This is a genomic window from Gluconobacter sp. P1D12_c (assembly GCF_018812105.1).
Taxonomy (GTDB): domain Bacteria; phylum Pseudomonadota; class Alphaproteobacteria; order Acetobacterales; family Acetobacteraceae; genus Gluconobacter; species Gluconobacter oxydans_A.
This window is the reverse complement of sequence record NZ_JACSIQ010000004.1, coordinates 125,932-152,194: the sequence shown is the minus strand read 5'-3', so window position 1 is coordinate 152,194 and position 26,263 is coordinate 125,932. Positions and strand designations below refer to the sequence as shown.

The window sequence follows — 26,263 nt, the reverse complement described above, 5'->3', positions numbered from 1 at the left end:
GATACGAGAGACTGGAAACTCCCGCATGGTTATCGTGCGGGAGTTTTTCTGTTTTGAGGGGCTGTGGGGCTGCTTTGCAATGATGGAATGGGAAGCCGCTGCGCTTGTTCTCTCCGTTCGACCCTACGGCGAAGGCAGCGCACTTGTTCACTTATTGAGCGAAGAGCACGGTGTTTCGCATGGAATGGTCCGTGGGGGTGGTTCACGGAAACAGGCCCCGCTTTGGCAAACCGGTAATCTTGTCATGGCCAGATGGCGCGCTCGGTTGTCTGATCAACTTGGAGGGGTGACTGCCGAGCCGGTGCAAAGTGTGGGAGCCAGATTGCTGGACTTGCCGTTGCAACTGGCGATGGTCAGTAGTGCATGTGCTCTCGCTGACGGGGCACTCCCACAGGGGGAGCCTCATCCTGAGCTTTTCATGCGTCTGATCCGCCTGCTGACGTTGATCGCTGTTGCTCCGGAGCCGCCCCCCATGGCGGCCTATATTCGCTGGGAACGTGAACTGCTCGGTGGCCTTGGGTACGGTCTTGATCTTTCGACCTGTGCAGTTACGGAGATGACTGAAGATCTGGATTTTGTCTCTCCACGATCTGGCCGGGCTGTCAGCGTTGCGGGAGCAGGAGAATGGCGGGACCGTCTATTGCCGCTTCCGGCCTTCCTCCGAGATGACGAAGAAGAAGGCCTGCCTGACGAATGGCTACAGGGAATGACCCTGACAGGTCATTTCCTGGCACGCTGGGTCTTTGGCGTGCGGCATCAACCATTGCCTGCAGCCCGCGAAAGGCTTTTCGAACGCGTCCGTAAATTGACGGAGCCAAACGAGTTGCAGAGTGATGCGGTCAGTATTGCACCTGAACCGGACCTGGGCGAAGGCCACTGACGACATCCGGGTCTGCGCGCCAGCTCCAGACTGACCAGTCCCATCCCGGATGCTGATTAATTTCTGCGGTCATACGTTGTTCTTCATTCGCAGAGACATGGTGGCCGGACTGATAAGCGTGGTAAGCTGACATGTTGCCCATATAGACGCACCCGCAGGCTGTCGGATCCGCATAGAGCAGGACCGGAATATTGCCTTGCATGCGGTACGTCATGGTGTTGGCAGGAAGCAGGTTCATCATTTGCCAGCGGGCTGTTGTATCGGCTGGATGGGCGACAAAGCCGCTGCGAGCCAGTGTATCCTCCTCATGGAGGATGGGTCGGTAGGGTGAACAGGCCGAAAGAAGAACGAGGGCGGCGCTGGACAGAAGCGGGCGCCAGTGTCTAATTCCTGCGGAGAAAAGGGGAAGTGCATGGGCGTTGATCTGGCGGGTCATATTGAGGATACCAAGCTCGCGGAGGCTCTGAGCGAGCGATATATTGCGTATGCGATGTCGACGATCATGTCGCGGTCCCTTCCGGATGTGCGTGATGGTCTCAAGCCGGTGCACCGGCGCCTCCTCTATGCGATGCAGCAGCTACGCCTTGATCCCACATCAGGGTTTAAAAAGTGTGCACGTGTCGTCGGTGACGTGATCGGTAAGTTTCATCCGCATGGTGATGCGTCCGTTTACGAAGCGCTGGTGCGTCTGGCGCAGGATTTTGCCGTCCGTTATCCGTTGGTTGAGGGGCAGGGTAACTTTGGTTCCATCGACGGTGATGGCGCGGCTGCCATGCGATACACGGAAAGCCGACTGACAGAGATTGCCCAGACGCTGCTGGATGGCATCAACGATGATGCTGTCGACTTCCGGCCTACTTACGACAACGAAGATCACGAACCGATTGTCCTGCCTGGGACGTTCCCGAACCTTCTGGCCAATGGCTCCGCGGGTATTGCGGTGGGCATGGCGACAAGCATTCCGCCTCACAATGCTGGTGAAATCTGCCGCGCTGCAAAGCTTTTGATTGAGAAGCCTGAAGCAACAGTTGCGGAACTTGTCGATTACATCCCAGGCCCTGACTTCCCGACCGGTGGCATTCTGGTGGAAGATCGGGATTCGATTATCCGGTCTTACGAAACCGGCCGAGGCAGTTTCCGGACACGGGCGCGCTGGGAAGTTGAACAGGGACGTTTCGGTACGTGGTGCATTGTCGTCACTGAAATTCCCTATCAGGTGCAGAAATCCCGGCTGATCGAACAGATCGCCGAGTTGATGGAGCAGCGTAAGCTGCCCTTGCTCGGGGATGTCCGGGATGAAAGCACCATGGAAATTCGTCTGGTGCTGGAGCCCAAGACCAAGGGGTGTGATCCTGAGGTCCTGATGGAGACGATGTTCCGCAACACGGCACTTGAGAGCCGGTTCAGTCTGAACATGAATGTTCTTGGCGGGGATCGTGTACCGGGTGTTCTGTCGATCAAGCAGGTCATTCAGGCTTGGCTGGCACATGTGCATGAAGTGCTGGTTCGACGTTCCAACCATCGCCTTGCGGCAGTCCTGCGTCGACTGGAAATTCTTGACGGCTTTCTGGCGGTTTATCTGAATCTTGATGAGGTTATCCGCATCATCAGAGAAGAAGATGAGCCCAAGGTCTGCCTTATGAAGACCTTTACTTTGACGGATATTCAGGCGGAAGCTGTGCTGAATATGCGTCTGCGCTCTTTGCGGCGCCTGGAAGAGATGGAAATCCGCAAAGAACGTGATGCGCTGGCGGATGAGCGGAAGTCTCTTGAAACCCTTCTGGGGTCTGAAAAGCGGCGCTGGACACGGATCGGCAAAGATCTGGACGCCACGATCAAGAAATTCGGCAGTGGCCCATTAGGTGATCGCCGGACAACAATTGCTGAACCGCCCAAAGCCATCGACATTTCAGCGGCTCTGGAGGTTGATCGTGAGCCTCTGACAATCCTGCTGTCCAGCGAAGGCTGGATACGGGCCATGAAAGGTCACGGATTGGACCCGGAAGGCCATCGCTTCAAGGAAGGCGATTCACCAGGGCTGATGGCGGAGTGTCAGAGCACAGACCGGGTCTGCCTGATCGCCAGCGGCGGAAAGGCGTTCACACTCAAGGCTGCGGATCTACCCCGCGGACGTGGTTTCGGTCAGCCGGTACGGACGCTGATGGATATCGCGCAGGAAGAACGCATCGTGGCGATGTTCCCCGTGACGGAAGATGGCAGACGCCTGATCGCGTCCGAAAGCGGGCGTGGCATGATTGTCTCTGAGGCCGGTATCGTTGCTGAAAAGCGGACAGGCAAGCAGGTGTTTAACGTCAAGAATGGGGAAAGCGTTTTTGCCTGTATTCCGGCAGTTGGAACGCATGTTCTGGCGGTTGGGCATAACAAGCGCGTTCTTATTTTCCCAATGGAGCAGGTTCCTGAGATGACGCGTGGGTCAGGCGTCTCTCTGCAGAAGCTGGGAGATAGCACATTGCGGGATCTTCGAGCGTTTACGCTTGAAGATGGCCTTCTGTGGCAGCCCGGGCAGCGTGTACGACCTGCTGCTGATCTGGCCCCGCTTGAAGGACGGCGCGGTGCAGTTGGGCGTGCCGCTCCGCAATGGATCCTGCGCAAGCCCAGCTGATGTCAGACCGGTGCGGCCAACGTTTCCCAGTGACCGGCCTGGAAGATCTCAGCCGGACGGAAGGTGGCCTTGTAAGCCATTTTCCGGCTGCCGGGGACGTAATAGCCCAGATAGAGGTGAAGGCTTCCGCGCCGCTTGGTCAGATTGATCAGCGTCAGGATTGAATAGGTTCCCCAGGAGGCCGTCGGGCTGGATGTATCGTAGAACGTATAAACTGCGGACAGGCCGTCAGACATAATATCCACGAGGCTGACGCAGACGAGTTGGCCTTCAGGGGTTCGAAATTCCACGACAACCGTTTCCACCGGCGTGTTGGAAATCAGTTCGACGTAATCCTGCCAGGACATGTGGGCCATGTCGCCGTCCGTGTGCCGGCTTTCCTGGTAGGCATGGAACAGGGCAAACTGCTCCTGCGTTGGCACCGGCGGTATGATGACAGCATTGGTATTTTCGTGATGCTTCCAGACGCGCTTCTGGGCACGCGAAGGCGTGAAGAGTCCTACAGGAAGGCGCAGGGGTTTGCAGGCCCGGCAGTCGATGCAGACAGGGGCGTAAGCGATTGTATGGCTGCGCCGGAAGCCAGCCTGAGACAGACGGTCATGCAATGCCGAAGCATTCGGGCCGGAAAGATCAGTCAGAACCTTGCGCTCCATGCGATCAGGCAGGTACGGGCATGGTGCTGGCTCGGTTGTATAGAAGAGCTGTGGGCGGTGTTGCACAGGGCCGCTCCTCCAATGGAAAACCAGATGCGTTCTTCAGCCTAACCCAGACAGGACGCTGGCGCATCCATCATCTTTGCGGGAAGAGTTTAGCCTCGGCCTGATTGGGAGTTTTATGAGGCACTGGACCATTCTGGATTGTGTTCTGACGTTTTTTCGCTGGGCGCTTCCCATTTGCGTGACGCTCCATGCGCTGCGGCATAAACGGAATACGTCTGCCTGTGCCGGGTGGATTGGCGTGTGCTGGGTCGGGCCGTTTGTCGGGACAGCGCTTTATCTGATGTTCGGCATCAACCGGGTGCACCGCCGAGCCCGGAAGATGATCGATCATCATTCCTGGGAAGGACGGGAGCTGCTCGCCAAATACCGGCAGGTGATGGACGGCCATCTGGCGCCATTGGCGAAGATGCTCGGACGACTGACAGAGCGGCCGCTGATGGGGGGGAACTCCGTCAAGGTGTTGCATGATGGGGATAACGCCTATCCCGTCATGATCGAAGCCATCAATCACGCGCAGACGTCGATCGTGCTGTGCTCTTACATTTTCCGGGCCGACAGGATCGGAGAAATGTTCGCGGAAGCTCTGGTCGAAGCACACAAACGGGGCGTCGAAGTTCGTGTTCTGGTCGATGGAATCGGGAGTGGATATTTCAGGTGTGCGATAGAGCGCCGTCTGCGACGGGACGGTGTGAAGTGTTCGCGGTTTATGCATTCTGTGTGGCCGTGGCGCATGCCGTTCATCAACCTCCGCAATCACCGTAAAATTCTGGTGGTGGATGGTCGTCTCGGTTTCATGGGTGGGCTGAATATTGGTGAGGAGAACATGCTTCGTCTCCGCACCAAACTTCCGGTTGCGGACACGCATTTCCAGTTGCGTGGGCCGATAGTGCACCAGCTTTCCGTAGCATTCGCCTGGGATTGGTCTTTTACAACCGGAGAAGAGCTTCGTGGGGAGCCGTATCTGCCTGAGCCAGTTCCGGTTGGGGACGTGCCCATGCGGATTGTCACGTCTGGGCCGGATGCGGATCTGGAGAAGATTGAATATGGAATGCTTCAGGCCATCACGTTGGCAAAGACGCATGTTCGCCTCATGACGCCATATTTTCTGCCAGACGATCGATTTTCAGCTGCATTGAATTTGGCCGCTCTACGAGGTGTGGTGATTGACGTTGTCGTGCCCAAGAGCAGCAACCATGCCATCATTGATTATGCACGGGATGCCAATCTGAGGCCGTTTCTGGATGCCGGGTGCCGCGTATGGATGGCCGACCCGCCCTTCAATCACTCCAAGCTCATGGTTGTGGATGATGAATGGAGCTTTGTTGGCAGCACTAATCTAGACGTACGGTCTCTGCGGTTGAATTTCGAAATCAATCTGGAAATTTACGATACGGGGGTCGCGCGCGACCTGTCTGCGTTCATGGATAGTCACCGGAAAAACCGCCTGACCCATCACGATATTGATCGGACGCCGTATCTGATCCAGATTCGCAATTCTGCGCTTCGGCTTTTTCTTCCTTACCTGTAACCGTCAGGGATTGAGGCGCAGCGTCACGGAAATTGGTCGGTGGTCAGAGCCAAAGCGTGGCAGGGCCTTCGCCTCAAGGCGGTTCACGCCACGTACGAGGCATCGGTCCAGTCGCAAGGGAAGGCGATCCAGCATGCGATGTGTCTTTTCACGAGGGCCAACATCGTGAAAGCCGGGCAAAAGCACAGGGCCAACAAGATTGAAGTCCCCCATAATGACAGCACGCCGATGCATGTTAGCTGTCAGACTACGTAATTGCCTGCGGTTCAGGATCTGACCGTGCGACAGATGGACGTTGGCCAGTGAGAAATTTCCGAAATCGAGAATTTGCGCAGTACGCTTGACCATCAGGCCACGCGGCAGATGACAGAAAGACGGAGGCTGCGTAAAGGGCAGGCGGCTCCAGCAGGCTGTGCCATGTGGCCGACCAGGAAGCGGGATACGATCATAATATCCGCCCAGAATTTCCGGTAGGACATCTACGGGCTCCTGAGCTTCCTGCATCAGAACGACGTCCGGGTTTTCCGAGCGAATGACGGTCAGAATGTCTTCCAGTGATGCGCCGTCCCAGCGCAGAAGGTTCCAGCTTAGAACGCGGAACGGCGCGCCAGACATAAGGGATGCCGTCACTTGGGAGACTCCGAAATATAAAGGGGGCCTGATTGTGGCCTGTGCGGACCAGCAGCGAACTCACTTGTCAGGGTGTAGCCGATGGCCAGAAGAACCGGGCCGAGAAAAATCCCCAGTCCGCCAAAGGCCACCACGCCTCCCAGAACGCCTAGAACGGTCAGGAGATAAGGGAGTTGTGCTCCCCGTGAAATGAAAATCGGGCGGATCAGGTGGTCTGCGCCTGAAATGACGATGACACCATAAGCCGCCAGAAAAAGGCCATGTCCGACATGATGGGTCATGGCCAGCCAGATGGCGGCGGGAATCCAGATCAACGGTGCTCCGATGGGAAAGACCGCCACGAAAGCTGCGATACCTGCCAGGAGAACGGGCGATGGGACACCTGCAATCATAAGGCCAATCCCGGTCAGGACGCCTTGAATGATGGCTGTTCCGAGCACGCCGTACACAGTGCCACGGATGGTCCGACCAATGACGTTGATGAGGCGCGGTGTAGCGCGTGGGCCAGCAATGCGAGCGATGAGGGCCGTAATGGTCATGCCAAGGGCATCGCCGTTCAACCAGAGGAAGAATGCGACGAACAGCGCCATGACCAGCTCAACGAGACCGCTGGCCAGTTTCACAAGAACGGCAAGCGTGAAATGAGCGATCTGTCCGAAGTAAGGACGCAGCATCTCCGTGGCGGCACCCACGTCATGCGTCAGATGATACCAACCTTCGACCAGGTGTGGACCAGCCATAGGGATGCGCCCCATCCATGCCGGGGGTGGGCCAGCTGAGGCGGCTTTGAGAAGCAGCGTGTCCAGGCTTGCGATGGTTGCTGGAATATCGCTGATTCCGGCAGATGTCAGAACTGACAGAGGCACGATAATGGTCACGGCGCTGAGCATCATCATAGTGAGTGCGGCGAGAGCCGGACGAATATGGCGTCGCAGCCACCGATAGATGGGCCAACTCGCAAAAGTCAGAATTGCCGCCCAAAGGATGGCCGAAAGAAATGGCCAGAGGATGATTCCACATCCATAGGCAATTCCGACAAGGACGAAGCCAAGAATGATCCGTTCGGTCTTCATGCAATGGTTTTCCGGACGGTCAGAGGCTTCAAGGCTGGGACCTGCATGTTCATGACTGGACAGTGTGCCACGCTCTGGCGTTCTGCGCATCCCTCGACCTATGGTGGATACATGACGAACTCACCCCTTATCACCGCAAAAGACCTCCTTTCTGTTGGGACGGCATATGTTCCGCTCGACGCCAGTGTTCTTCTGCCGGGTCAGCAGGGCGATGTGGACGCAGCTTTTCTTGAACGTCGCCTTCCAAATGCGCGCCGATTCGACATTGATGTTTTTGCCGATCCAGACAGTCCGCTCCCACATACGGTGCCGGGTGCCGCCCGGTTCTCCCGTCTCATGGGTGAACTGGGGCTGAGTGAAGAGACACCTCTTGTCTTCTATGACGGCAAAGGAAGTGTCGGGGCATGCCGGGGGTGGTGGTTGGCCCGTCTTTTCGGGCATCAGAACGTGAAGGTTCTGGATGGCGGACTGGCAGCCTGGGAAATCGCGGGCGGCGCATTGGAACACGGTGTCCCGGTGTCGATACAGCCAGTGTCCTACAGGGCGCGTCCACAATACCGGTTACTCGCTGGAAGCGGCGACATTCTGAACGCTGACGCGCACACTGTCGTGCTGGATGCGCGAAGCCATGCCCGTTTCACAGCGTCTGTGCCAGAACCTCGCTCTGGTGTCCGAGGGGGGCATATGCCGGGAGCTCTCAGCCTCGACTGGACGCAGCTTGTGGATAAGGCCGGTCATTTTCTGCCCGTTGAGTCTCTGCAAGATCTGTTTGCTTCGGTCGCTGGGCGGCGGGTGATTACCAGTTGCGGGTCAGGTTTGACGGCGGCAACGCTCCTTGCTGGTCTCGCAATCGCTGGGCTGCCAGATGGCGCGTTATATGATGGGTCATGGGCTGAATGGGGTAGCGATCCACAAGCACCCATCGTGACGGGAGAAGAATAAGACATGAGCGACCTTGAAACGAAGGTGAGTGCTGGCTGGAACCGTCTGGCGTCAACGCTGGTGCAGGGTGGCCGGGCCGACGTCAGGGAGAGCGGCACGCTTGTGAACCTTCCTGTCACACGGGGCTCGACAGTTCTTTTCCCAAGCCTTGAAGCCATGAACCGGATGGATGGTCGAAGCCATTCGCATAAGGCCGTATATGGCGCCATGGGTACGCCCGTTCAGCATGAGCTGGAAAAGCTCCTGTCGCTCATTGAGGGGGGAACGCATACGCAGGTCGTCAATTCTGGTCTGAGTGCCTGCACGACGCCGCTTCTGGCATTTCTGGGGCAGGGCGATCATCTTTTGCTTCCCGATTCGGTTTATGGTCCGACACGTCGTTTCGCAGATACGATGCTTAAGCGGATGGGCATCAGCACAACCTATTATGCTCCCATGGCGACGCGTGCAGAGATTGAGGCGCTGACTCGAGCCGAGACCCGGATTATTCTGGCGGAGAGTCCGGGAAGCCATACATTCGAGGTGCAGGATGTGCCGATGCTGGCAGATGTCGCTCATCAGGCGGACGCGTTGCTGTTTCTGGATAATACTTGGGGCATTGGCGTGTTTCAGCCGTTTGAACATGGCGTGGACGTGTCCATTCAGGCTCTGACGAAATATCCCGGTGGCCACTCGGACGTCATTATCGGGTCGATCACGGTTAATGATGAGACACACTGGAAAACCCTGCGGGATGCGTCCATCCAGTTAGGTCAGTGCGCAAGCCCGGATGACTGCTGGCTCACCTTGCGTGGCCTGCGAACTATGGGAGTGCGCCTCACACATCAGTCGCGTTCGGCTCTTGAGATTGCACAGTGGCTAAAGACGCGCCCCGAAGTTACCCGGGTTCTGCACCCCGCTCTGCAAGACTGCCCCGGGCATGAATTCTGGAAGCGCGATTTTACGGGGGCTTGCGGTCTGTTCGGTGTTGAACTGCAACCAGATATCAGTGTCGAAGCTGCGGAACGCATGATTGATGGTCTGAGCATGTTTGGGATCGGCGCCTCATGGGGCGGTTACGAGAGCCTTGTTCTTCCGACCACAGGCCATGTCCGGCGTGTGACCGAAGCTGGGGCTCCAAAGGCCGCGACGTTCCGTCTGCATATCGGTCTTGAAAGTGTAGATGATCTCAAGGCGGATCTGGCGCGGGGCCTGGACGGTTTGCGGCAGGTCGATCAGTAATGCCACGCAAGGAATGGATGATCTGGTGGGTCATGGTCTGCGGGTATGTCTTGATGACTGCGACCTTGCTGTATGGCGTCTGGCTGTTTGGAACGGCGTTTTTCCTGAGGATTAATTTCTGGATCACGCTGTTCATCATGGCCGCAATGATTCCATCCTTTCTGGATCTGAAGCGTCGCAAGAACGGATCACCGCCGCCGAAACCCTAGCGCTTCTGCCACATGGTGGCGCTGGATCTGCTGCGTTCCTTCCAGATCAGCAATTGTTCGGGAGACGCGCATCAGGCGTGTCAGGCCGCGATTTGAAAGGCGCAGTTTTTCGGCAGCCTGTTCAGCCAGGGACCTTGCGTCATCGTCCATGACAAACAGGTCTGGCGAGGCCTGGGCATTGCACACGTTCTGACGGGTAATCTGTCGATCGCGTGCTTTTTCAACGCGGGCACGGACGGTTGCACTGTCTTCACCCCGGGGAGCACGACTGATCTCGATGGGCGAGAGCGGGTCAATTTGCACGCAGAGATCCATGCGATCCATCATCGGACCTGAGATCTTTGCGCTGTAATCTTCTCCGCATCGAGGGGCTTTGCGGCAACTCCGTTCCGGGTCTCCCAGATATCCGCAACGGCAGGGATTCATGGCCGCGATGAACTGAAAACGGGCTGGGTAGGTTGTGTGCTGGGCCGCGCGGGCGATTGAAATTGAGCCGGTCTCGATAGGTTGTCGCAGTGCTTCCAGACATGACCGCGAGAATTCGGGCAATTCATCCAGGAAAAGCACACCATTATGGGCAAGGCTGACTTCGCCGGGTCGTGCTTTGGCTCCGCCACCGACCATCGCGGGCAAACTGGCGCTGTGATGAGGCGCACGATAGGGCGGCCGGATTGTCAGGCGACCGCCTTTCAAGAGCCCTGACACACTGTGGATCCGGCTTGTTTCCAGCATTTCCTCAGTCGTCAGATCCGGCAAGATACCGGGCAATCTGCACGCAAGCATGGATTTTCCAGCACCTGGTGGTCCGCTCATGAGGACGGAATGTCCGCCAGCGGCGGCAATTTCAAGTGCTCGACGCCCAAGAGCCATGCCCTTCACGTCAGCGAGGTCAGGGCCATAATCCGGAGTGTATCCTTCTGCCGCGGGAACGGGCGTTAAAACCTGTTCGCCACGGAAATGAGACACAACGCCGAGCAGGGTGTCTGGAGCCAGAATGTCTTGGTCTGGATTGCCCCAGCGTGCCTCTCTTCCCTGCAGCGCCGGGCAGATTAACCCTAGAGAATGTGCTGCAGCACCAAGGGCTGCGGATAAAACACCGTTAACCGGGTTGATCCGTCCGTCCAGCGAAAGCTCACCGACGGCCGCATAGGCAGAGACAGCCTCGAACGGCAGAATGCCCATGGCGACCAAAAGCCCGAGCGCGATGGGAAGGTCAAAATGTGCACCTTCCTTGGCGAGGTCTGCGGGGACGAGATTGACCAGAATACGTTTTGGAGGAAGGGCCAGGCCCATGGATGTCAGAGCAGCACGGACACGCTCGCGTGCTTCGCCGACCGATTTGTCCGCCATGCCGACCAGCAGAAACGCTGGAAGCCCTGTCGAGACCTGAACTTCAACCGTAACCGGAACAGCTTCGATTCCAGAAAAGGCAAAGCTTTGGATACGGGCAAGGGTAGGAGTGTTCTGGCCAGATGTCGTCATGGAACGAGATCTTAGCCAGAACATATTACTGGATGGTTAACGCTGGTAAATCAGGCGCGCACGAAGCGTTCCATCAAGGGCGCGTAGGCCATCCAGAAGGTGCTGGTCCATATCGGGGCCCGTAGATTCAGCCTCGACGACAACGTAACCGACTTCACCGTCCGTCTGCAGATACTGTGCCGTCACATTGCAGTTCTCGGCTGCAAACAGTTCGTTGATCTGGCGCATGATGCCGGGACGGTTGGCATGAACGTGCATGAAACGCGTGCCACGTGGCCGCTCCGGGAGCTGCACGCTCGGGAAATTCACGGCACCAATAGTGGAACCAACATCGGAGTAATCCACAAGCTTGCGGGCGACTTCAACGCCAATCCGCTCCTGTGCTTCCATGGTAGAGCCGCCGATATGCGGGGTGAGAATAACGTTTTCCAGGCCCTGAAGCGGGGAAACGAAACGCTCTCCTGCAACTTTGGGCTCCACTGGGAACACATCCACGCCAGCACCCATGAGATGGCCGTCCTTGAGGGCTGCAGCCAGAGCTTCAAGGTCAACGACACTGCCACGGGCGTTATTGAGGAGAATCGAGTTGGGCTTCATGGCCCGGATCTCGGCTTCTCCGATCAGGAGGTCTGTGTCCGGTGTCTGGGGAACGTGCAGTGTGACGATATCGGACTTGGCAAGAAGGTCCTTGAGCGTCGCGACTGCAACGGCGTTACCGTGCGGGAGGCGGGGCATGATGTCGTAATACAGGACGCGCATGCCAAAGGCTTCGGCCAGAACGGAAAGCTGTGAACCGATGGAACCGTAACCGACGATACCGAGCGTCTTACCACGGACTTCCCACGCATTAATGGCGGATTTGTCCCAGCCACCCTGGTGGCACTGTTCAGAACGGGATGGAATGCGGCGCATCAGCATAACTACTTCACCCATCACCAGTTCGGCGACGGAGCGCGTGTTGCTGTAAGGCGCGTTGAAGACCGGAATACCGGCCATGCGGGCGGCGGTCAGATCGACCTGATTTGTCCCGATGCAGAAGCAGCCGATGGCCATCAGCCGATCAGCGGATTCAATGACTTCGCGCGTCAACTGCGTCCGGCTGCGAATACCCACCATGTGCACGCCTTGCAGTGCTTCCTTGAGGGCATCGCCTTCAAGAGCGCCTTTCAGACGCGTGACCTCTGCATAACCCTGCACATTAAAATGCTCGACAGCACTCTCATGGATGCCTTCAAGCAGGAGGATGCGGATCTTGTTCTTGGGGAGAGAGAAGTGCGTTTCCATATTTCCATCCCGGTCCTGAACCGGAAGGCTCCGGCTCTCATTCCAACCTGTCCCGGCCCATGATCACCGGGGCGTCATGCCTAGCCCATCGTTCCCGGATGGGAAAGGTGGTTCACGATGTCTGTGAGCAGGGCAGGGTTGCCGCACGCCAGAACGGTTCCATCACTTTCGAGCGTAAGAGGCTTGCCCTGCCAGTCCGTGATGCTGCCGCCTGCGCCCTCAATGACTGGAACAAGCGCCCCCCAGTCCCATGGGTTCATGGTGCATTCGGCGATTACATCGATCTGGCCAAGCGCCAGTAGACCGTACGCGTAACAGTCGCCGCCCCATGATGTCCGCCGGACCTGCTTCTGGAGGTTCGCAAAGCGTGGTGCGTGATCGGGCGTCATGATTTCCGGGGATGTGCAGGACAGTTCAGCCTGCCCAAGAACCGGGCATACGCGTGTGCCAATCTGACCGGGCAGTCGGGTGGACACAAAGCGTGTCCGCTGTCCGGCAAGGCCGATCCACCGTTCGCCCGTCAGCGGTTGGTCAATCAACCCGAGGACAGGTCGTCCTTTATGGAAAAGCGAAATAAGGGTTCCGAAGGTTGGGCGGCCGGTCAGGAATGCGCGTGTTCCGTCGATCGGGTCCAACACCCAGAGCCAGTCTCCTTTGTGACCGCTCATTCCGCTTTCTTCGCCCAGGATAGCGTGCTCTGGCAGAGCATCTTCCAGAATGGAGCGCATGACTTTTTCAGCCGCACGATCTGCAACAGTGACCGGGCTGTCATCGGATTTGGCATCAGCCTGTAGTGAGGTGCGGAAATGGGGAATGACCGTCTCGCGGGCAGCGTCTGCACAGGCTTCGGCGACGACAAGTGCCTTTTCCAGAACTGTTTCGCTCATATTTTCTTTCAATTCCTGCCAGAAAGCCGTGTGTGAGATTGACGCCCGATCAGGCGGGCGGCATCAGAAGGGCCATGCGTCCGATCATCGTCATTCCCTCCAGACTTGCCTCGACCCGCCTCCCACGCAAGCCCCTTGCGGATATTGGCGGCCTTCCCATGATTGTCCGCGTTGCGAAACGGGCTTTGGAAGCAAAGATCGGGCCAGTTGTTGTTGCTGCGGGCGATCAGGACATTCTTGATGCCGTCAGTGAACTGGAGGGCGTGCAAGGTGTCTTGACCGACTCGTCGCTGGCCAGCGGTTCGGATCGTGTGCATGCAGCCATCCAGATGCTTGATCCGTCTGGAACTTATGACGTGGTGATCAATCTGCAGGGAGACCTGCCTTTGATTGATCCGGCCAGTCTGACTGCCGTGCTCGAGCCGCTGGAAAATCCATCCTGTGATATCGGAACGCTTGCTGCTCCCGTTCAGTCAGACTGGGAAAGAGATGCCGAACAGGTGGTCAAGATCGCCTGTGATTTTGGCGACGCCGCGGTGACGCGCGCACTTTATTTTTCGCGTATGCCCATTCCGTGGGGCGCGGGGCAGCATTGGCATCATGTTGGCGTATATGCCTGGCGTCGAAACGCATTGGAGCGCTTTGTCAGTCTGCCACAGTCAGCTCTGGAGCAGCGTGAAAGTCTGGAGCAGCTTCGTGCGCTGGAAGCAGGAATGAGCATCGGGTGTACCCGGATAGAACATGCTCCTCAAGGTGTTGATACGCCTGAGGATCTGGAACGAGTGAGAGGACTGGTCTGATGCCGGTAATTGCTTTTCAGGGGCAGCCTGGCGCCTATTCGGACCTTGCATGTCGACAGGCTCGTCCGGGTTGGACGACGCTCCCTTGCGCGAGCTTCGCAGCTGCGATTGAGGCTGTGCATGATGGTCGGGCAGATGAAGCGCTTCTGGCCTGTGAAAATTCGCTTGCCGGGCGTGTGCCTGACATTCATTCTTTGCTGCCGGATGCAGGGCTGCACATCGTTGGAGAGCACTTTCAGCGTGTTGAGCACTGCCTGCTGGCAGTGCCGGGCACCGAAATCTCTGACATCCGGCGTCTTCACACGCATCCAGTTGCACTCGGGCAGGTCCGTAAGCTTATCCATGAGCTGGATCTGGAAGTCGTGCCGGAGTTCGATACAGCTGGTGCTGCCGAAATGGTCTCGAAATGGGGCCGGAAGGAAGATGCTGCCATCGCTTCTTCGCTCGCAGGAGAGCTGAACGGTCTCGTCATCTTGCGGTATAACGTTGAAGACGCGGCGCACAACACGACGCGCTTTTATCGCGTGGCGCCTGTGGCAAGTTTTCCTGATTCTCAACGCAATGACACGCTGACGACGCTGCTCATGAAAGTCGGCAACAAACCCGGGGCGCTTTACGCGGCATTGGGTGGATTCTCACGTCATGGTATTAATATGACGAGAATTGAAAGTTACATGCTTAACGGCTCATTCGCGGCCACGCAGTTCCTGATGGATGTTGAAGGACATCCAGAGCAGCCTGCATTGGCGGCCGCTTTGAAAGAGCTGGAGCATGTCAGCGATAATTTGAAGATTCTGGGTGCATACCCACGCAGTCTTGCTCGTTCCAGCGCATGACGCTGACGGATCTAGAGAGCAGGATGGTGCGCATGATGAGCAGAGGCAAGGCAATGGTGGAGACGGGCATGTATCAAGGGTCGCTGACGGCTCTGATCACTCCTATGGGTACGGATGGGCGTATCGATTTCGAGGTGGCGACAAAGCTTATTGAGCGCCAGATTGAAGCTGGGACCAGCGGGCTCGTACCGGCAGGGACAACCGGCGAAAGCCCGACGCTGTCGCACGAGGAGCATGGCCAGATCATTGCCCACTGCGTCGAGACATCGAACGGTCGTGTTCCGGTCATGGCGGGAGCTGGCTCAAACAGCACATCTGAAGCCGTGCAGATGGCTCGACATGCTCATTCTGTGGGGGCGAGCAGCCTGTTGGTTGTGGTTCCGTATTATAACAAGCCCACCCAGGAAGGCCTGTATCGCCATTTCATGACGATCGCCGACGCGACGCCACTTCCGATTCACGTGTACTGCATTCCGGGTCGGTCTGTGGTGGATCTCACGCCGGAGACACTAGGACGCCTCGCGCAGCATCCCAATATTGCTGGCGTAAAGGATGCTACGGCCAATCTGGCTCGTCCCATCGCTGTGCGGCGCAACGTGAAGAAGCCGTTCAACCAGCTTTCTGGTGACGACAACACAGTGGTGTCGTTTCTTGCGGCAGGTGGCGATGGCTGCATCGGCGTGACGTCAAATGTCGTTCCTGCGTTATGCGCGGAAATGCACAGCGCTTGGCAGGAAGGGCGAATCGAAGACGCGATCGAAATTCAGGATCGTCTCTCTCCGCTACATGATGCCATGTTCATGGAAAGCAACCCGGGACCGGTGAAGTACGCTATGTCCCGGTTGGGTCTGTGCAATGCGACCCTGCGCCTTCCACTTGTGGAGCCTCAGGAGGCAACGCGGAAGGCTATCGATGCTGCTTTACGATCTCTCGATTTATTGGACTGATATTTTTAATGGCCGGAAAAAAAGAGAAGAGCGGCATGATCTCTCACGGGATCGTCGCTCAGAACCGTAAAGGCCGGTTCGATTACACGATTCTGGAAACTGTAGAGGCTGGAATCGTTCTTAAGGGGCCGGAGGTCAAAAGCCTCCGCCTGGGACGTTCAACCATTACCGAGGCCTATGCTGCCGAGCGGGATGGAGAAATCTGGCTCTTTAATTCCTATATTCCGGAATATCAGGGGGGCGTTCTTTCCCGCTTTGAGCCCAGAGCCCCTCGCAAACTGCTGCTGCATCGGAAACAGGTTGCGCATTATCTGTCCGCTGTGACGCGTGCCGGTGCATCGCTTGTGCCGCTGGACATTCATTTTAACGCCCGCGGAGTCGCGAAAGTGACGATTGGTTTGGGGCAGGGGCGCAAGAAAGAAGACAAGCGACATGCAATCGCTGAGCGCGACTGGCAACGTGATAAGGCTCGCTTGATCCGGAACAAGGGCAAGGAATACTGAGCTCTCGCGATACCGGTTTGTTTGGCTACGATACGTAATTTTTAGCAGTCATTAAAAAACCGCTGTGGAAAAATCCACAGCGGCTTTTTTTAAAGCTCAGCGAGATGCCGAAGCTACCGATCAATCAACGTTGATTGCAGCAGCTTCCGGACCCTTCTGACCCTGAACAACCTTGACGTTGATCGCCTGGCCTTCGTCGAGGGTCGGGAGCTGTGAACGCTCGAGAGCGGAAGCGTGGACGAAGATGTCCTTGCCGCCGGAGTCAGGCGTGATGAAGCCGAAGCCCTTGGTGGCATTGTACCACTTCACGGTGCCGCGGATGTCCTGTGCGTCGGACAGGTCAGGAGCCGGACGGCCCGGACGTGCAGACGGTCCACCAAAGCGTGCCTGCGGAGCTGCGCCGAACTGGGCGCGCGGGCGAGGAGCTTCAGCGGTGCTTTCGTCAACGGAAATGACTTCAGCAACCTGGCGACCCTTCGGACCCTGGCCAATGCGAACAACCACGGTTGCACCCGGATTGACGCTGCTTACGCCAGCATTGCCAAGAGCGTTGGCGTGCAGGAAGACATCGCCCGAGCCGTCAGCCAGTTCAACGAAACCGAAACCCTTTTCGGTGTTGAACCACTTAACGCGGGAGCTGATTTCTGGGCCGGAAGCGGTAACGAAGCTGCTGCCAGCGCCACGACGAGGTGCGCCGAAGCCACCACCACCGCCACCGAAGCCGCCACGGTCGCCGCCGCCGAAGCCGCCACGATCGCCGCCGCCGAAGCCGCCACGGTCACCATAGGATGGCTGGGACGAATAGTCCCCGTCAAACCCGCCGCGGCGAGGTGAGTTAAAGCTGCGGTCGGTTCTGTTGTTTCTCAACGGTCTAATCCCGAGACTGGGGTGCCACGGAGGGCTTCTATCCCCTGCCATGACGTATTTCAAAAAGGTGAGAAAAGCCTCAGGCCTTCCTCTGAGGGAATCACTAGCATGGTTTTTTCCCGCACTGCCACAACGAAAGTGCGAGAAGTGCCCAACTCGCGCGGATTTTAAGATTGTCTCAGTCCGGCAAGGGGCTCCGAAGGCTTTGCTTTGATGCCCAGTAATGACATAAAGACACAAATTAATAGCGTCATTACCCTGATCGCACGCGAGATGCAGAGGTGCCCATGCAGACCCGACTGACTCTTTCCTTCGGGGCCATTGCCCTGCTTGCACTGGCATCCTCGTCTGCATTGGCGACTCCTCTACAGGATCCATATGGGACGTGGACCATTCAGGGTGAGAACGATGCTGTCTCCACTCTGAAGGGAACGTCAGATCAGTATTATACGTCTGGTCTGCGCATTAACTGGACTTCGGGGACCGATAACCTTCCAGAACCGATTGCGAATCTGAATCATTTCCTGATGGGAAATGGCATGCAGCGTATCAGCATCGGTTTGCAGCAGCTGATCTATACGCCGCGCCAGACCCAGATGGCTCAGCCGCCATTGGGAGACCGCCCTTACGCGGGGCTGATGCTTGGGACCGTTAATCTCATTAATGATACGGATCTGTCCCGTACCGTCATGGGTATTCAGTTTGGTGTCATGGGCCCTGCAGGTCTCGGGCGTCAGGTGCAAAACGGATTCCATAACCTGATCAGCGACACGCCGAACAAGGGCTGGGTGCACCAGCTGGCGAATCAGCCGATCATGCAGATTCAGGCTGGTCGAATCTGGCGTCTGCCAGTCGTGAATGTTTACGGCATCGGCATGGATGTTTTGCCTGCTGTTTCAGGGGCAGCTGGCGATTACCGAACATACGCTGACGCGGCAGCCACCTTCCGGGTTGGACAAGGTCTGGACAGCGATTTCGGTAACTCGACGATTGGGCCGGGACTGGATGGTACAGATGCGTTCCGTGGAACGCGTCCTGTCGCCTGGTACTTTTATGGTGGTGTAGAGGGGCAGGCCGTTGGGTACGACGCCACGCTTCAGGGTAATACCGTGCGCCCCGACTCACCTCATGTTGAAAAAGTCTGGGATGTCGGCGAAATTCATGCCGGTGTAGCCGTGATGTGGCACGGCGTACGCCTCTCTTACAGCCAGAACTGGCAGACGGCTCAGTTCAAGTCACAGAAAGCAGGCCTGTTCAACTACGGGTCCCTCAAGCTTTCTGTTAAATTCTAAAGCATAATTTTTAGTTGAAGCGTCATACCAAGAAAAAAGCCCGACCGCCAAAAGCGGGACGGGCTTTTTTCTTAAGCGGACTGTGAGGCAGGTTTGGCCTGATCTCTAACTGGGGAGCCAAGGAGATATCCTTGAACCTCTTCGCAGCCGTACGCATCCAGAAAAGCCATCTGGGCCTCGGTCTCTACGCCTTTGGCGCACGTTGTGATGTTCAGGGCGCGTGCGAGAGCGAGGATCGCACACATAACTTCATTTGCGCGATTGTTTTCGCCGAGGCTGTTTATGAATCTGCGATCAAGCTTGATCTGATCTAACGGATAAAAGCGAAGGCGCTCAAGAGACGAGAAGCCAGAGCCGAAATCATCAAGTGCCAGCCTGACGCCAAGCGCGCGGACGCGCGATAATTCACGGAATGTGATGTCTTCTGGGCCGAAGAAACGTGGCTCCGACATTTCAATTTGCAGGCGTTCCGGCGCGAGACCGCTTTCCTGAAGAATTTCCTTGATGAGTTTTGAGAGGCGCTCACTTACGAGCCAGACTGGCGAAATGTTGACGCAAACTCTGTGGGGGACATCCCAGCTCGCGGCAGCCATACAGGCTGTTCTGAGGCTCCAGCTATCGAGCATTTCAACCAGACCGGCCTCTTCTGCGCAGCGAATAAAAAGAGCTGGCGGGACTTCGCCGTAGCCTGGTCTATTCCATCTTAGGAGGGCCTCATGGGCCACGATTTGCTGTGATGCGGTGTCAACAACCGGCATCCAGTTCAGGAAGAGTCCGTTCTGTTCCACGGCAACGGCAAGATCCTGCTCCAAGCTGGAAGACAGGATATGCATCCGTGTTGTTTCTTCGTCCGCGCGTCTCTCGTGACCGCCGCCCAAACGTTGGGCTTCCATAAGCGCAGCTTTGGCGCTGGTGAGAAGGCCATCAACCGTGTGACCATCTTCCGGGAACATGCTCCAGCCGATGGACAGGGAAAATGGAAGGGCAGAACTGGCAAGGGCAACAGGGACTTCAGAAATCCGAAGAATGGATGTCATCAAGGATCGTGTCGTGACCTGCGTGTAGCCTGGTGGCGTCAAGACAATGAAGTTGCCGCCGCCCATGCCGCCAAGGAACGCGCCCTGAGGGAGAAGCTTTTCGATCCTTCGGACAATCTCTTCCAGAATGATGTCGGCGACATCCCAGCCGTAACGCTCATTGATGAAAGACAGATGGTCAAGATTGAAGCGAATTAATCCGAATTTTGCTCGTCTTGTCAGGCCGGCAGTCTGCTCAATGTACCACTGAACAGATTCCATGCTCTGCATGCGGTTCGGCAGAACTGAACCGCTGTTGTAAATCGGGTTCCGGGTCAGGTCTGCGAGATCTGCAAGTGCACCCAAAGTCTGCTGGCTTGAAAGGTCAGTTGTCTCGCACGCAGCAAAAAGAAAGAGAGATGTAGAAGTGCGTTTCTGTCGGGGCAGGCTTCCGACATTAATCCCGGCAACAGATCGCCCTGCTATTCTGAAAGTCTTAGGCGAAGTGCTTTCTGAAAGTTCTTCGCACGGCAATTCACCCAGCGCATCGGCTAAAAATACACCAACGGAGGCAATTTCAAGCGGCGCAGAGTCCTTTGACAGGGCCACTATTCCCGCTGACGAAGCGCCAGTGAGCAGGCGTGCCAGTCTCAAGAGAGGCAGGTAACTGGCGGACGACGTCCCTGTTGGGAAAGAAGCTGCATGCTGATCGTCACCAGTTGAGAACATACTGTAAACCCGAATATGGATAAGTCGTAAAACCGTCAAAGAACGATAAAGTTCCTTCTCGGAATGCAGATTAACAATTCTTTCTTAAAGGTCCTTTAACCAGAAATCAAAAGCCTGTCGGGTTCAGAGCGGTCAAAGAGTGCTAGCATAATTCTCAACGCGGCCCCTCGAGCACCCTCCAGGGACGGATTACGCATAAGTTCTCGTTCGCTGTCTTGTTGCATTGCCGCCAAAAGTAACGAAATTCTCGCGCCCTGAGCCAATCGGAAGCCAGGCAGTCCGGACTGACGGTCTCCAGCAAGATCGCCTCCGCCGCGGATTCGATAATCTTCGTCAGCAATCATAAATCCATCGTTGGTGTCACGCAAAAGCGTTAACCGTCTCACGGCTGTTGGTGTCGCCATTCCATCATGGAGCAGCAGACAGAAGGACTTTTTCGAGCCACGCCCGACGCGGCCTCGTAACTGATGAAGCTGAGCAAGCCCGAAGCGTTCTGCCTGTTCAATCACCATGACCGAAGCATTCGGTATATCCACACCGACTTCAATAACGGTTGTGGCAACGAGAATACGCGTTTCACCCTGTCGAAATGCTTCAAGTGCAGCTTGCCGGATGGCAATGTCCTGTTTGCCGTGCGCCAACCCAACGATATGGGGAAATCGCTCTCCAAGCATCGCCCAGCGTTCTTCGGCCGCAGCGGCAGACTGGGTTTCACTGTTCTCAATGAGAGGACAAACCCAGAAGACCTGCACGCCATCTGTGACTGCGCGGGATATGGCGGCCAAAATGTCTGGCATGGCATCCATATTATGCAGAGTCGTGCGAATGGGCTGCCTGCCTGCAGGTTTGGAATCCAGCCGACTTACGCTCATTTCTCCCCATTCCATGAGCTGAAGTGTCCGGGGAATGGGAGTGGCGGTCATGACCAGAATGTCTGTCGCCTGTCCCTTGGCGCTTAGATTCATCCGTTGCTTCACGCCAAAACGGTGCTGCTCGTCAATGACGGCCAGTCCAAGGTCCGCAAATATCACGCCTTCCTGAAACAGGGCGTGAGTCCCGACGATGATGCGCGCGGTTCCATCGGCAATGGCCGCCAGTGTCTCGCGGCGTGCTGCGCCTTTGATCGTCCCGCTCAGATAAACGCATTGCGTGGGACAAAGGCGTGACACTGTCTCGAAGTGTTGGCGTGCCAGAATTTCCGTTGGCGCCATGAGGGCTGCCTGGGCATCGGATTCCACGGCTTGAAGCATGGCATTCATCGCGACAAATGTTTTGCCGGCGCCCACGTCTCCTTGCAGCAGACGCATCATGGGAGCAGTGGCCGCCATGTCCTGACGGATTTCAATGATAGCTGAAGACTGGGCCGCCGTTGGCTTGTGACCAAAACGATGATTTAGCTCTGCCTGGAGTGTGCCCGTGCCCGGCATGCTGCGGCCTATCCGGCTGCGTGCTTTAAGGCGAGCCAGTCCAAAACAGAGCTGGTCAGCAAGAAGTTCATCCGCAGCAAGACGTGAAAGTGCGCGCTCTCGCACTGGCGCCCATTCGACATGAGCAGGAATGCTCTCCGGGGCCTGCAGGATATGCAGCGCCTGTGTAAAAGCTGGCCAGCGGCGCTTTTGGACAAGGGCGTGGTCCTGCCATTCTGGAAAATCGGGCAGAAGCGTCAGGGCAGCGCGCATGGCTTTGCGCACGGTGTAGGGAAACAGGCCTGCGGTCAGGGGCCAGACGGGTTCAAGTCTGGGAAAGCTGTCACGCTTTTCCCATGTTGTGACGTGATCCGGCTGGGGCATCGTCAATTCACCCTGGAACCGGCTGGTCTTGCCAGAGACAAGAAGCTCTGCCCCAACCGTTGGGGCAGGCATGTTTTTCTGCTGGAAAAAAACCAGATCCAGCCTTCCCGTGTCGTCTTCTGTGCGAATGATGGAGGGTTGGCCGGGGCGTGCAGCCTTGCGGATTGAGAGGACACGGACACGCGTCGTCAGGATTTCTCCGGGTGCGAGATTGTGTCCTGCGGCAACTGTGCGCAGAATACGACGGTCAACAATTCGCTCTGGAAGGGTGAACAGCAGGTCCAGGACGCGCCGTCCCCCTGCGATCTTTTCCAGCAGACTTGCATGTCTTGGCCCGATTCCGGGCAGGGACGTCAATGGTGCGAAGAGTGGAGCAAGAAAATCTGGAGAGGGCTGTTCGGACTGCATTGCAACGGGCGCTCCCCGGGGCTTTTCTTGGTATGGCAGGGTCTGGAACGGCAGGTATAGGGCAAGAGCAGGATGGAACAAAACGAAACCATGAGCCGCGAAATGCCCCTCACATCCTTTGGTCCGACCGTCTGGGGTGTCCCGGACGGGAGTGTGGCGCTGCTGCTTCGCCAGCGGCTGGCAGAGCATCAAGGGCCGTTGCTGCATGTTGCGCGGGACGACGCTGCTGTTGCGGCTCTGATGGACATGCTGTCCTATCTGATGCCGGAAGTTGAGGTTCTGCGCCTGCCTGCGTGGGACTGCCTGCCTTACGACCGTGTCTCTCCCAACGCTGCACTGGTTGCGGAGCGTGTTGGAACATTGTGCCGCCTGCTGGAGCCGACGAAAGCCCGCCGGATCGTTCTAACGACCGTGCACAGTCTGTTGCAGCGCGTTCCACCGCGATCGGCTTTCAAAGGCCAGTCCATCAGTGTGGCTACGGGTGAAATGCTGGATCAGTCTCTCCTGATCGAAGTTCTTGTCGCCAATGGCTACACGCGGACTGATACAGTCATGGAAGCGGGTGAGTTCGCGGCGAGGGGCGGCATTTTCGACCTTTTCCCAGCCGGTGCACCAGACCCTATCCGCCTCGACCTTTTCGGCGATGAAGTCGAAAATATCCGTGCCTTTGATATCGCTACTCAGCGCTCGACAGAAAAGCTTGCGCGTTTCGAGTTACGACCTGTCTCGGAGTTCTCTCTCAGTCCGGAAAGTATCAGTCTTTTCCGCACGGGATGGCGTGATACGTTTGGGCCATCAGCCGCCTCTGACACGCTTTATGAGAACGTCTCTGACGGGCGGCGTTATCCGGGTCTGGAGCACTATCTGCCGCTTTTCCATGATGGTGATGGCCATCAGATGGAAACGCTGCTGGATTATCTGCCAGACGTTGCAATCAGCTTCGACAGCCATGCACCGGAGATTCTGAAAGCCCGTCTGGACATGATCGCCGACCACTATGAGGCGCGTCGTGTTCCTGTTCGTGATGGCGAGATGCCGTATCGGGCGCTTCCGCCGCATCGTCTCTATCTGGACCAGCATGGCTGGAATGCCATGCTCGCCAGGGCACCATCTGTTTTGCTGAATGCATTTGGCAAGCCGGATCTGGGAGAAGGTGTAGAAGCCGGAAGCCGTCCCGGACCGCTTTTTGCCCGGGCCAAGGACGGGTCTCGCGAGGGCGTTTTTGAAGCGTTTGGCAAGCAGGTTGAAGAGTGGGCGCAGTCCGGGCGCCGCACGTATGTCACGGCCTGGAGCCGTGGCTCGCGGGAGCGGATTGCCCATCTGCTTCAGGAACATGGCGTTGGCGTTGAGAGTTATGACGACTGGCCGTCCGCAGCAGGCATGTCCCGCGGGACAGTTGGTCTGCTCGTTCTCGGGCTGGAGCGTGGGTTCGTTTCAGATCGTCTGTGTTTTGTGTCTGAACAGGACCTTCTGGGAGAGCGTATTTCCCGGCCGCCCCGTCGCAAGAAGCGTGGTGAACAGTTCATTTCTCAGGTGGGCGAGATTTCCGAAGGGGACCTCGTTGTTCATCAGGAATACGGGATTGGACGGTATGTCGGGCTTGAGACCATCCGCGAAGGGCTGGTTGCGCATGACTATCTTTCCATTCTGTATGATGGAGAGCAGCGTCTTCTTCTGCCGGTAGAAAACATCGAACTCCTGAGCCGGTTCGGATCGGAGCAGGCCAGCGTCCAGCTCGACAAGCTCGGCGGCACGGCCTGGCAGGCCCGCAAGGCCAAGATGAAGTCCCGCATCCGCATCATGGCGGGTGAACTGATTCGGACGGCAGCTGCGCGTGCATTGCGTGAAGCTCCGACGCTCGCGCCGGCAGAGGGACTGTGGGACGAGTTCTGCGCCCGTTTCCCGTTCGTGGAGACGGAAGATCAGTCCCGTGCCATCGCTGATGTTCTGGAAGACATGAGCTCCGGTCGCCCGATGGACCGTCTGGTGTGTGGCGACGTCGGCTTTGGAAAGACCGAAGTTGCCTTGCGTGCGGCTTTTGTCGCCGCCCTCTCAGGGATGCAGGTGGCTGTTGTTGTTCCGACGACGCTTCTGGCTCGTCAGCATTACCGTGGCTTTGTGGCGCGATTCGAAGGTCTGCCGGTTCGGATCGGACAACTGTCACGCATGGTGACACCCAAGGAAGCGACAAAGGTGCGCGAAGAGATGGCGGATGGCCGGCTGGATATCGTCATCGGGACGCATGCCCTTCTGGCCAAGACGGTCTCTTTCGAGCGTCTGGGCCTGCTGATCATTGATGAAGAGCAGCATTTCGGTGTCTCTCACAAGGAAAAGCTCAAAGCCCTGCGGGAAGACGTGCACGTCCTGACACTGTCAGCCACGCCGCTGCCACGTACGCTCCAGCTGTCCCTGTCCGGTGTGCGGGAAATGAGCCTGATTGCGACGCCGCCAACGGATCGTCTGGCAGTTCGCACGTTTATCACTCCGTTTGACAGCGTTATGATCCGCGAAGCGATTCAGCGTGAGCGTTTCCGCGGTGGGCAGGTGTTCTGCGTGTTGCCGCGACTGGCTGATCTGGACCGGATGGCAGAGCGCCTGGCCGAGATTGTTCCGGATGCGAAGGTCATTCAGGCCCATGGCCGTTTGACGCCGACCGAACTGGAACGCGTCATGACCGAATTTGCCGACGGCAAATATGACATCCTGCTTTCCACCAATATCGTGGAGAGTGGTCTCGATATGCCCAGCGTGAATACGATTATCATTCATCGGGCAGATATGTTTGGCCTGGGGCAGCTTTATCAGCTTCGCGGGCGCGTGGGGCGCGGCAAGCAGCGTGGCTATGCCTATCTGACCTGGCCGCAGACGAACCCATTGTCGGCCGCTTCTGAAAAACGTCTGGAAATCATGCAGACGCTCGACTCGCTCGGCGCAGGCTTCACATTGGCATCGCACGATCTGGATCTTCGTGGTGCCGGAAATCTGCTGGGGGATGAGCAGTCCGGGCATATCAAGGAAGTCGGGATCGAACTGTATCAGCAGATGCTGGAAGATGCCGTTCTGGATCTGCGTCGCGAACGCGGTCGAAAGGCAGAGGAAGAAGACAGCTGGACGCCGAATATTATCCTCGGATTGCCTGTGCTGATTCCAGACACTTATGTGCCTGATCTTCCGGTTCGACTGGGGCTATATCGGCGTATTGCGTCCCTGACCGGAGAAGCGGAAGTCGAGGCCATGCGCGCTGAACTCGTGGACCGGTTCGGATCCTTGCCGCCAGAGGTGGGGAATCTTCTGGACGTCGTGCTCATCAAGCGTCTGTGCCGTGAGGCTGGTGTGGAGCGTCTGGAAGCCGGGCCGAAGGGTATGGTGCTTCAGTTCCGCAAGAACCGGTTCCAGAACCCCGCCGGGCTGATCGATTGGGCGACTCGTAAGAAGGATTCGGGCGTGAAGATCCGCCCCGATCAGAAGCTGGCTATTATTCGCGAAATGACGAACGCTACCCGCATTGGTTTTGCGAAGAAAGTAACGACCGTTCTGTGCAAACTCGTGCGGAAACTGGAAGACGCCGACTAAGCGTTTTTCCAGCTTCCGCAGTGG

22 protein-coding genes are annotated in these 26,263 nt (G+C 57.2%); 12 read left to right on the top strand and 10 right to left on the bottom strand.

Annotation, left to right across the window (positions count from 1 at the left end):
- Nucleotides 1-82 precede the first annotated feature (82 nt).
- Nucleotides 83-880 carry a DNA repair protein RecO gene (gene recO / locus KP705_RS06125; protein WP_046902053.1) on the top strand — a complete coding sequence of 266 codons (798 nt, stop codon included), beginning with the start codon at nucleotides 83-85 and terminating at the stop codon, nucleotides 878-880.
- Here the strand turns inward: recO and KP705_RS06120 are convergent.
- Entirely contained in the window at nucleotides 840-1,316 is a 477-nt protein-coding gene (locus KP705_RS06120) for a hypothetical protein (RefSeq protein ID WP_046901437.1), read from the bottom strand. The genes recO and KP705_RS06120 overlap by 41 nt on opposite strands.
- Between KP705_RS06120 and parC the strand changes: the two genes are divergently transcribed.
- Complete coding sequence (parC, locus tag KP705_RS06115; RefSeq protein ID WP_046901438.1) at nucleotides 1,293-3,503, top strand: DNA topoisomerase IV subunit A; 2,211 nt, start codon at nucleotides 1,293-1,295, stop codon at nucleotides 3,501-3,503. The two genes, KP705_RS06120 and parC, sit on opposite strands and share 24 nt — an antisense overlap.
- Before the next feature lie 2 nt (nucleotides 3,504-3,505).
- Here parC and KP705_RS06110 read toward each other — a convergent pair whose 3' ends face one another.
- Nucleotides 3,506-4,222, bottom strand: coding sequence for an arginyltransferase (locus KP705_RS06110; protein ID WP_046901439.1), 717 nt, complete (start codon nucleotides 4,220-4,222; stop codon nucleotides 3,506-3,508).
- Between the two features lie 115 nt (nucleotides 4,223-4,337).
- Here KP705_RS06110 and cls point away from each other — a divergent pair, with 115 nt between their 5' ends.
- Nucleotides 4,338-5,750, top strand: coding sequence for a cardiolipin synthase (cls, locus tag KP705_RS06105; RefSeq protein ID WP_046901440.1), 1,413 nt, complete (start codon nucleotides 4,338-4,340; stop codon nucleotides 5,748-5,750).
- A gap of 3 nt (nucleotides 5,751-5,753) precedes the next feature.
- On the opposite strand, the gene KP705_RS06100 is transcribed toward cls, so the two are convergent.
- Together KP705_RS06100 and KP705_RS06095 are read right to left on the bottom strand one after the other, a co-directional pair.
- The gene (locus KP705_RS06100) at nucleotides 5,754-6,380 is read right to left on the bottom strand and encodes an endonuclease/exonuclease/phosphatase family protein (RefSeq protein WP_046901441.1); all 627 of its coding nucleotides are present in this window, start codon (nucleotides 6,378-6,380) and stop codon (nucleotides 5,754-5,756) included.
- Nucleotides 6,377-7,453, bottom strand: a complete 1,077-nt coding sequence (locus tag KP705_RS06095; RefSeq protein WP_046901442.1) for an AI-2E family transporter — start codon at nucleotides 7,451-7,453, stop codon at nucleotides 6,377-6,379. Before KP705_RS06095 ends, KP705_RS06100 begins: the two co-directional genes overlap by 4 nt.
- Before the next feature lie 51 nt (nucleotides 7,454-7,504).
- Between KP705_RS06095 and KP705_RS06090 the strand changes: the two genes are divergently transcribed.
- The 3 genes from KP705_RS06090 to KP705_RS06080 are packed head-to-tail and all read left to right on the top strand — an operon-like array spanning nucleotide 7,505 to nucleotide 9,825.
- The gene (locus KP705_RS06090) at nucleotides 7,505-8,395 is read left to right on the top strand and encodes a sulfurtransferase (RefSeq protein WP_235271800.1); all 891 of its coding nucleotides are present in this window, start codon (nucleotides 7,505-7,507) and stop codon (nucleotides 8,393-8,395) included.
- 3 nt (nucleotides 8,396-8,398) lie between these two features.
- Nucleotides 8,399-9,616, top strand: a complete 1,218-nt coding sequence (gene metC, locus KP705_RS06085; RefSeq protein WP_046901443.1) for a cystathionine beta-lyase — start codon at nucleotides 8,399-8,401, stop codon at nucleotides 9,614-9,616.
- On the top strand, nucleotides 9,616-9,825 hold the full coding sequence (locus KP705_RS06080; RefSeq protein WP_215764182.1) for a hypothetical protein: 210 nt from the start codon (nucleotides 9,616-9,618) through the stop codon (nucleotides 9,823-9,825). Before metC ends, KP705_RS06080 begins: the two co-directional genes overlap by 1 nt.
- Here KP705_RS06080 and KP705_RS06075 read toward each other — a convergent pair.
- The 3 genes from KP705_RS06075 to KP705_RS06065 all read right to left on the bottom strand — a co-directional run bounded on the left by KP705_RS06075 (nucleotide 9,805) and on the right by KP705_RS06065 (nucleotide 13,478).
- Nucleotides 9,805-11,307 (bottom strand): YifB family Mg chelatase-like AAA ATPase, encoded by a 1,503-nt coding sequence (locus KP705_RS06075; RefSeq protein ID WP_046902055.1) that lies wholly within the window; start codon nucleotides 11,305-11,307, stop codon nucleotides 9,805-9,807. The genes KP705_RS06080 and KP705_RS06075 overlap by 21 nt on opposite strands.
- Before the next feature lie 36 nt (nucleotides 11,308-11,343).
- Nucleotides 11,344-12,591 carry a phosphoglycerate dehydrogenase gene (serA, locus tag KP705_RS06070; RefSeq protein WP_046901444.1) on the bottom strand — a complete coding sequence of 416 codons (1,248 nt, stop codon included), beginning with the start codon at nucleotides 12,589-12,591 and terminating at the stop codon, nucleotides 11,344-11,346.
- 80 nt (nucleotides 12,592-12,671) lie between these two features.
- Complete coding sequence (locus tag KP705_RS06065; protein WP_046901445.1) at nucleotides 12,672-13,478, bottom strand: inositol monophosphatase family protein; 807 nt, start codon at nucleotides 13,476-13,478, stop codon at nucleotides 12,672-12,674.
- Nucleotides 13,479-13,552: 74 nt separating this feature from the next.
- Here KP705_RS06065 and KP705_RS06060 point away from each other — a divergent pair, with 74 nt between their 5' ends.
- From KP705_RS06060 to smpB, 4 genes are read left to right on the top strand one after another with little or no spacing between them, the layout of a single operon-like run.
- Nucleotides 13,553-14,278, top strand: coding sequence for a 3-deoxy-manno-octulosonate cytidylyltransferase (locus tag KP705_RS06060; RefSeq protein ID WP_046901446.1), 726 nt, complete (start codon nucleotides 13,553-13,555; stop codon nucleotides 14,276-14,278).
- Nucleotides 14,278-15,114, top strand: a complete 837-nt coding sequence (locus tag KP705_RS06055; protein ID WP_215764181.1) for a prephenate dehydratase — start codon at nucleotides 14,278-14,280, stop codon at nucleotides 15,112-15,114. The genes KP705_RS06060 and KP705_RS06055 overlap by 1 nt, the downstream gene beginning before the upstream one ends.
- Complete coding sequence (dapA, locus tag KP705_RS06050) at nucleotides 15,111-16,061, top strand: 4-hydroxy-tetrahydrodipicolinate synthase (RefSeq protein WP_046901448.1); 951 nt, start codon at nucleotides 15,111-15,113, stop codon at nucleotides 16,059-16,061. Before KP705_RS06055 ends, dapA begins: the two co-directional genes overlap by 4 nt.
- A gap of 8 nt (nucleotides 16,062-16,069) precedes the next feature.
- Nucleotides 16,070-16,564 (top strand): SsrA-binding protein SmpB, encoded by a 495-nt coding sequence (gene smpB / locus KP705_RS06045; RefSeq protein ID WP_046901449.1) that lies wholly within the window; start codon nucleotides 16,070-16,072, stop codon nucleotides 16,562-16,564.
- A 120-nt stretch (nucleotides 16,565-16,684) separates the two neighbouring features.
- Here the strand turns inward: smpB and KP705_RS20880 are convergent, their stop codons facing one another.
- A complete protein-coding gene (locus KP705_RS20880; protein WP_046901450.1) occupies nucleotides 16,685-17,431 on the bottom strand; it encodes a cold-shock protein in 747 nt (248 codons plus the stop codon).
- Between the two features lie 287 nt (nucleotides 17,432-17,718).
- On the opposite strand from KP705_RS20880, the gene KP705_RS06035 reads away from it, so the two are divergent.
- Nucleotides 17,719-18,723, top strand: coding sequence for a lipid A deacylase LpxR family protein (locus KP705_RS06035; protein ID WP_046901451.1), 1,005 nt, complete (start codon nucleotides 17,719-17,721; stop codon nucleotides 18,721-18,723).
- Between the two features lie 71 nt (nucleotides 18,724-18,794).
- On the opposite strand, the gene KP705_RS06030 is transcribed toward KP705_RS06035, so the two are convergent.
- Together KP705_RS06030 and recG are read right to left on the bottom strand one after the other, a co-directional pair.
- Complete coding sequence (locus tag KP705_RS06030) at nucleotides 18,795-20,105, bottom strand: bifunctional diguanylate cyclase/phosphodiesterase (RefSeq protein WP_252348260.1); 1,311 nt, start codon at nucleotides 20,103-20,105, stop codon at nucleotides 18,795-18,797.
- Nucleotides 20,106-20,563: 458 nt separating this feature from the next.
- The gene (recG, locus tag KP705_RS06025) at nucleotides 20,564-22,666 is read right to left on the bottom strand and encodes an ATP-dependent DNA helicase RecG (protein ID WP_046901452.1); all 2,103 of its coding nucleotides are present in this window, start codon (nucleotides 22,664-22,666) and stop codon (nucleotides 20,564-20,566) included.
- Between the two features lie 72 nt (nucleotides 22,667-22,738).
- On the opposite strand from recG, the gene mfd reads away from it, so the two are divergent.
- Entirely contained in the window at nucleotides 22,739-26,239 is a 3,501-nt protein-coding gene (gene mfd / locus KP705_RS06020; RefSeq protein WP_046901453.1) for a transcription-repair coupling factor, read from the top strand.
- The last annotated feature ends 24 nt before the right edge of the window (nucleotides 26,240-26,263 follow it).

Excerpts from the sequence above, each read along its gene's own strand:
- serA (WP_046901444.1), bottom strand. The coding sequence starts at position 12,591 with ATGGAAACGCACTTCTCTCTCCCCAAGAACAAGATCCGCATCCTCCTG.
- metC (WP_046901443.1), top strand. The coding sequence starts at position 8,399 with ATGAGCGACCTTGAAACGAAGGTGAGTGCTGGCTGGAACCGTCTGGCG.
- KP705_RS06120 (WP_046901437.1), bottom strand. The coding sequence starts at position 1,316 with ATGACCCGCCAGATCAACGCCCATGCACTTCCCCTTTTCTCCGCAGGA.
- smpB (WP_046901449.1), top strand. The coding sequence starts at position 16,070 with ATGGCCGGAAAAAAAGAGAAGAGCGGCATGATCTCTCACGGGATCGTC.
- KP705_RS06055 (WP_215764181.1), top strand. The coding sequence starts at position 14,278 with ATGCCGGTAATTGCTTTTCAGGGGCAGCCTGGCGCCTATTCGGACCTT.
- dapA (WP_046901448.1), top strand. The coding sequence starts at position 15,111 with ATGACGCTGACGGATCTAGAGAGCAGGATGGTGCGCATGATGAGCAGA.
- KP705_RS06075 (WP_046902055.1), bottom strand. The coding sequence starts at position 11,307 with ATGACGACATCTGGCCAGAACACTCCTACCCTTGCCCGTATCCAAAGC.
- KP705_RS06095 (WP_046901442.1), bottom strand. The coding sequence starts at position 7,453 with ATGAAGACCGAACGGATCATTCTTGGCTTCGTCCTTGTCGGAATTGCC.
- parC (WP_046901438.1), top strand. The coding sequence starts at position 1,293 with ATGGGCGTTGATCTGGCGGGTCATATTGAGGATACCAAGCTCGCGGAG.
- mfd (WP_046901453.1), top strand. The coding sequence starts at position 22,739 with ATGGAACAAAACGAAACCATGAGCCGCGAAATGCCCCTCACATCCTTT.
- KP705_RS06035 (WP_046901451.1), top strand. The coding sequence starts at position 17,719 with ATGCAGACCCGACTGACTCTTTCCTTCGGGGCCATTGCCCTGCTTGCA.
- recG (WP_046901452.1), bottom strand. The coding sequence starts at position 22,666 with ATGCAGTCCGAACAGCCCTCTCCAGATTTTCTTGCTCCACTCTTCGCA.
- cls (WP_046901440.1), top strand. The coding sequence starts at position 4,338 with ATGAGGCACTGGACCATTCTGGATTGTGTTCTGACGTTTTTTCGCTGG.
- recO (WP_046902053.1), top strand. The coding sequence starts at position 83 with ATGGAATGGGAAGCCGCTGCGCTTGTTCTCTCCGTTCGACCCTACGGC.
- KP705_RS06065 (WP_046901445.1), bottom strand. The coding sequence starts at position 13,478 with ATGAGCGAAACAGTTCTGGAAAAGGCACTTGTCGTCGCCGAAGCCTGT.
- KP705_RS06080 (WP_215764182.1), top strand. The coding sequence starts at position 9,616 with ATGCCACGCAAGGAATGGATGATCTGGTGGGTCATGGTCTGCGGGTAT.
- KP705_RS06060 (WP_046901446.1), top strand. The coding sequence starts at position 13,553 with ATGCGTCCGATCATCGTCATTCCCTCCAGACTTGCCTCGACCCGCCTC.
- KP705_RS06090 (WP_235271800.1), top strand. The coding sequence starts at position 7,505 with ATGACTGGACAGTGTGCCACGCTCTGGCGTTCTGCGCATCCCTCGACC.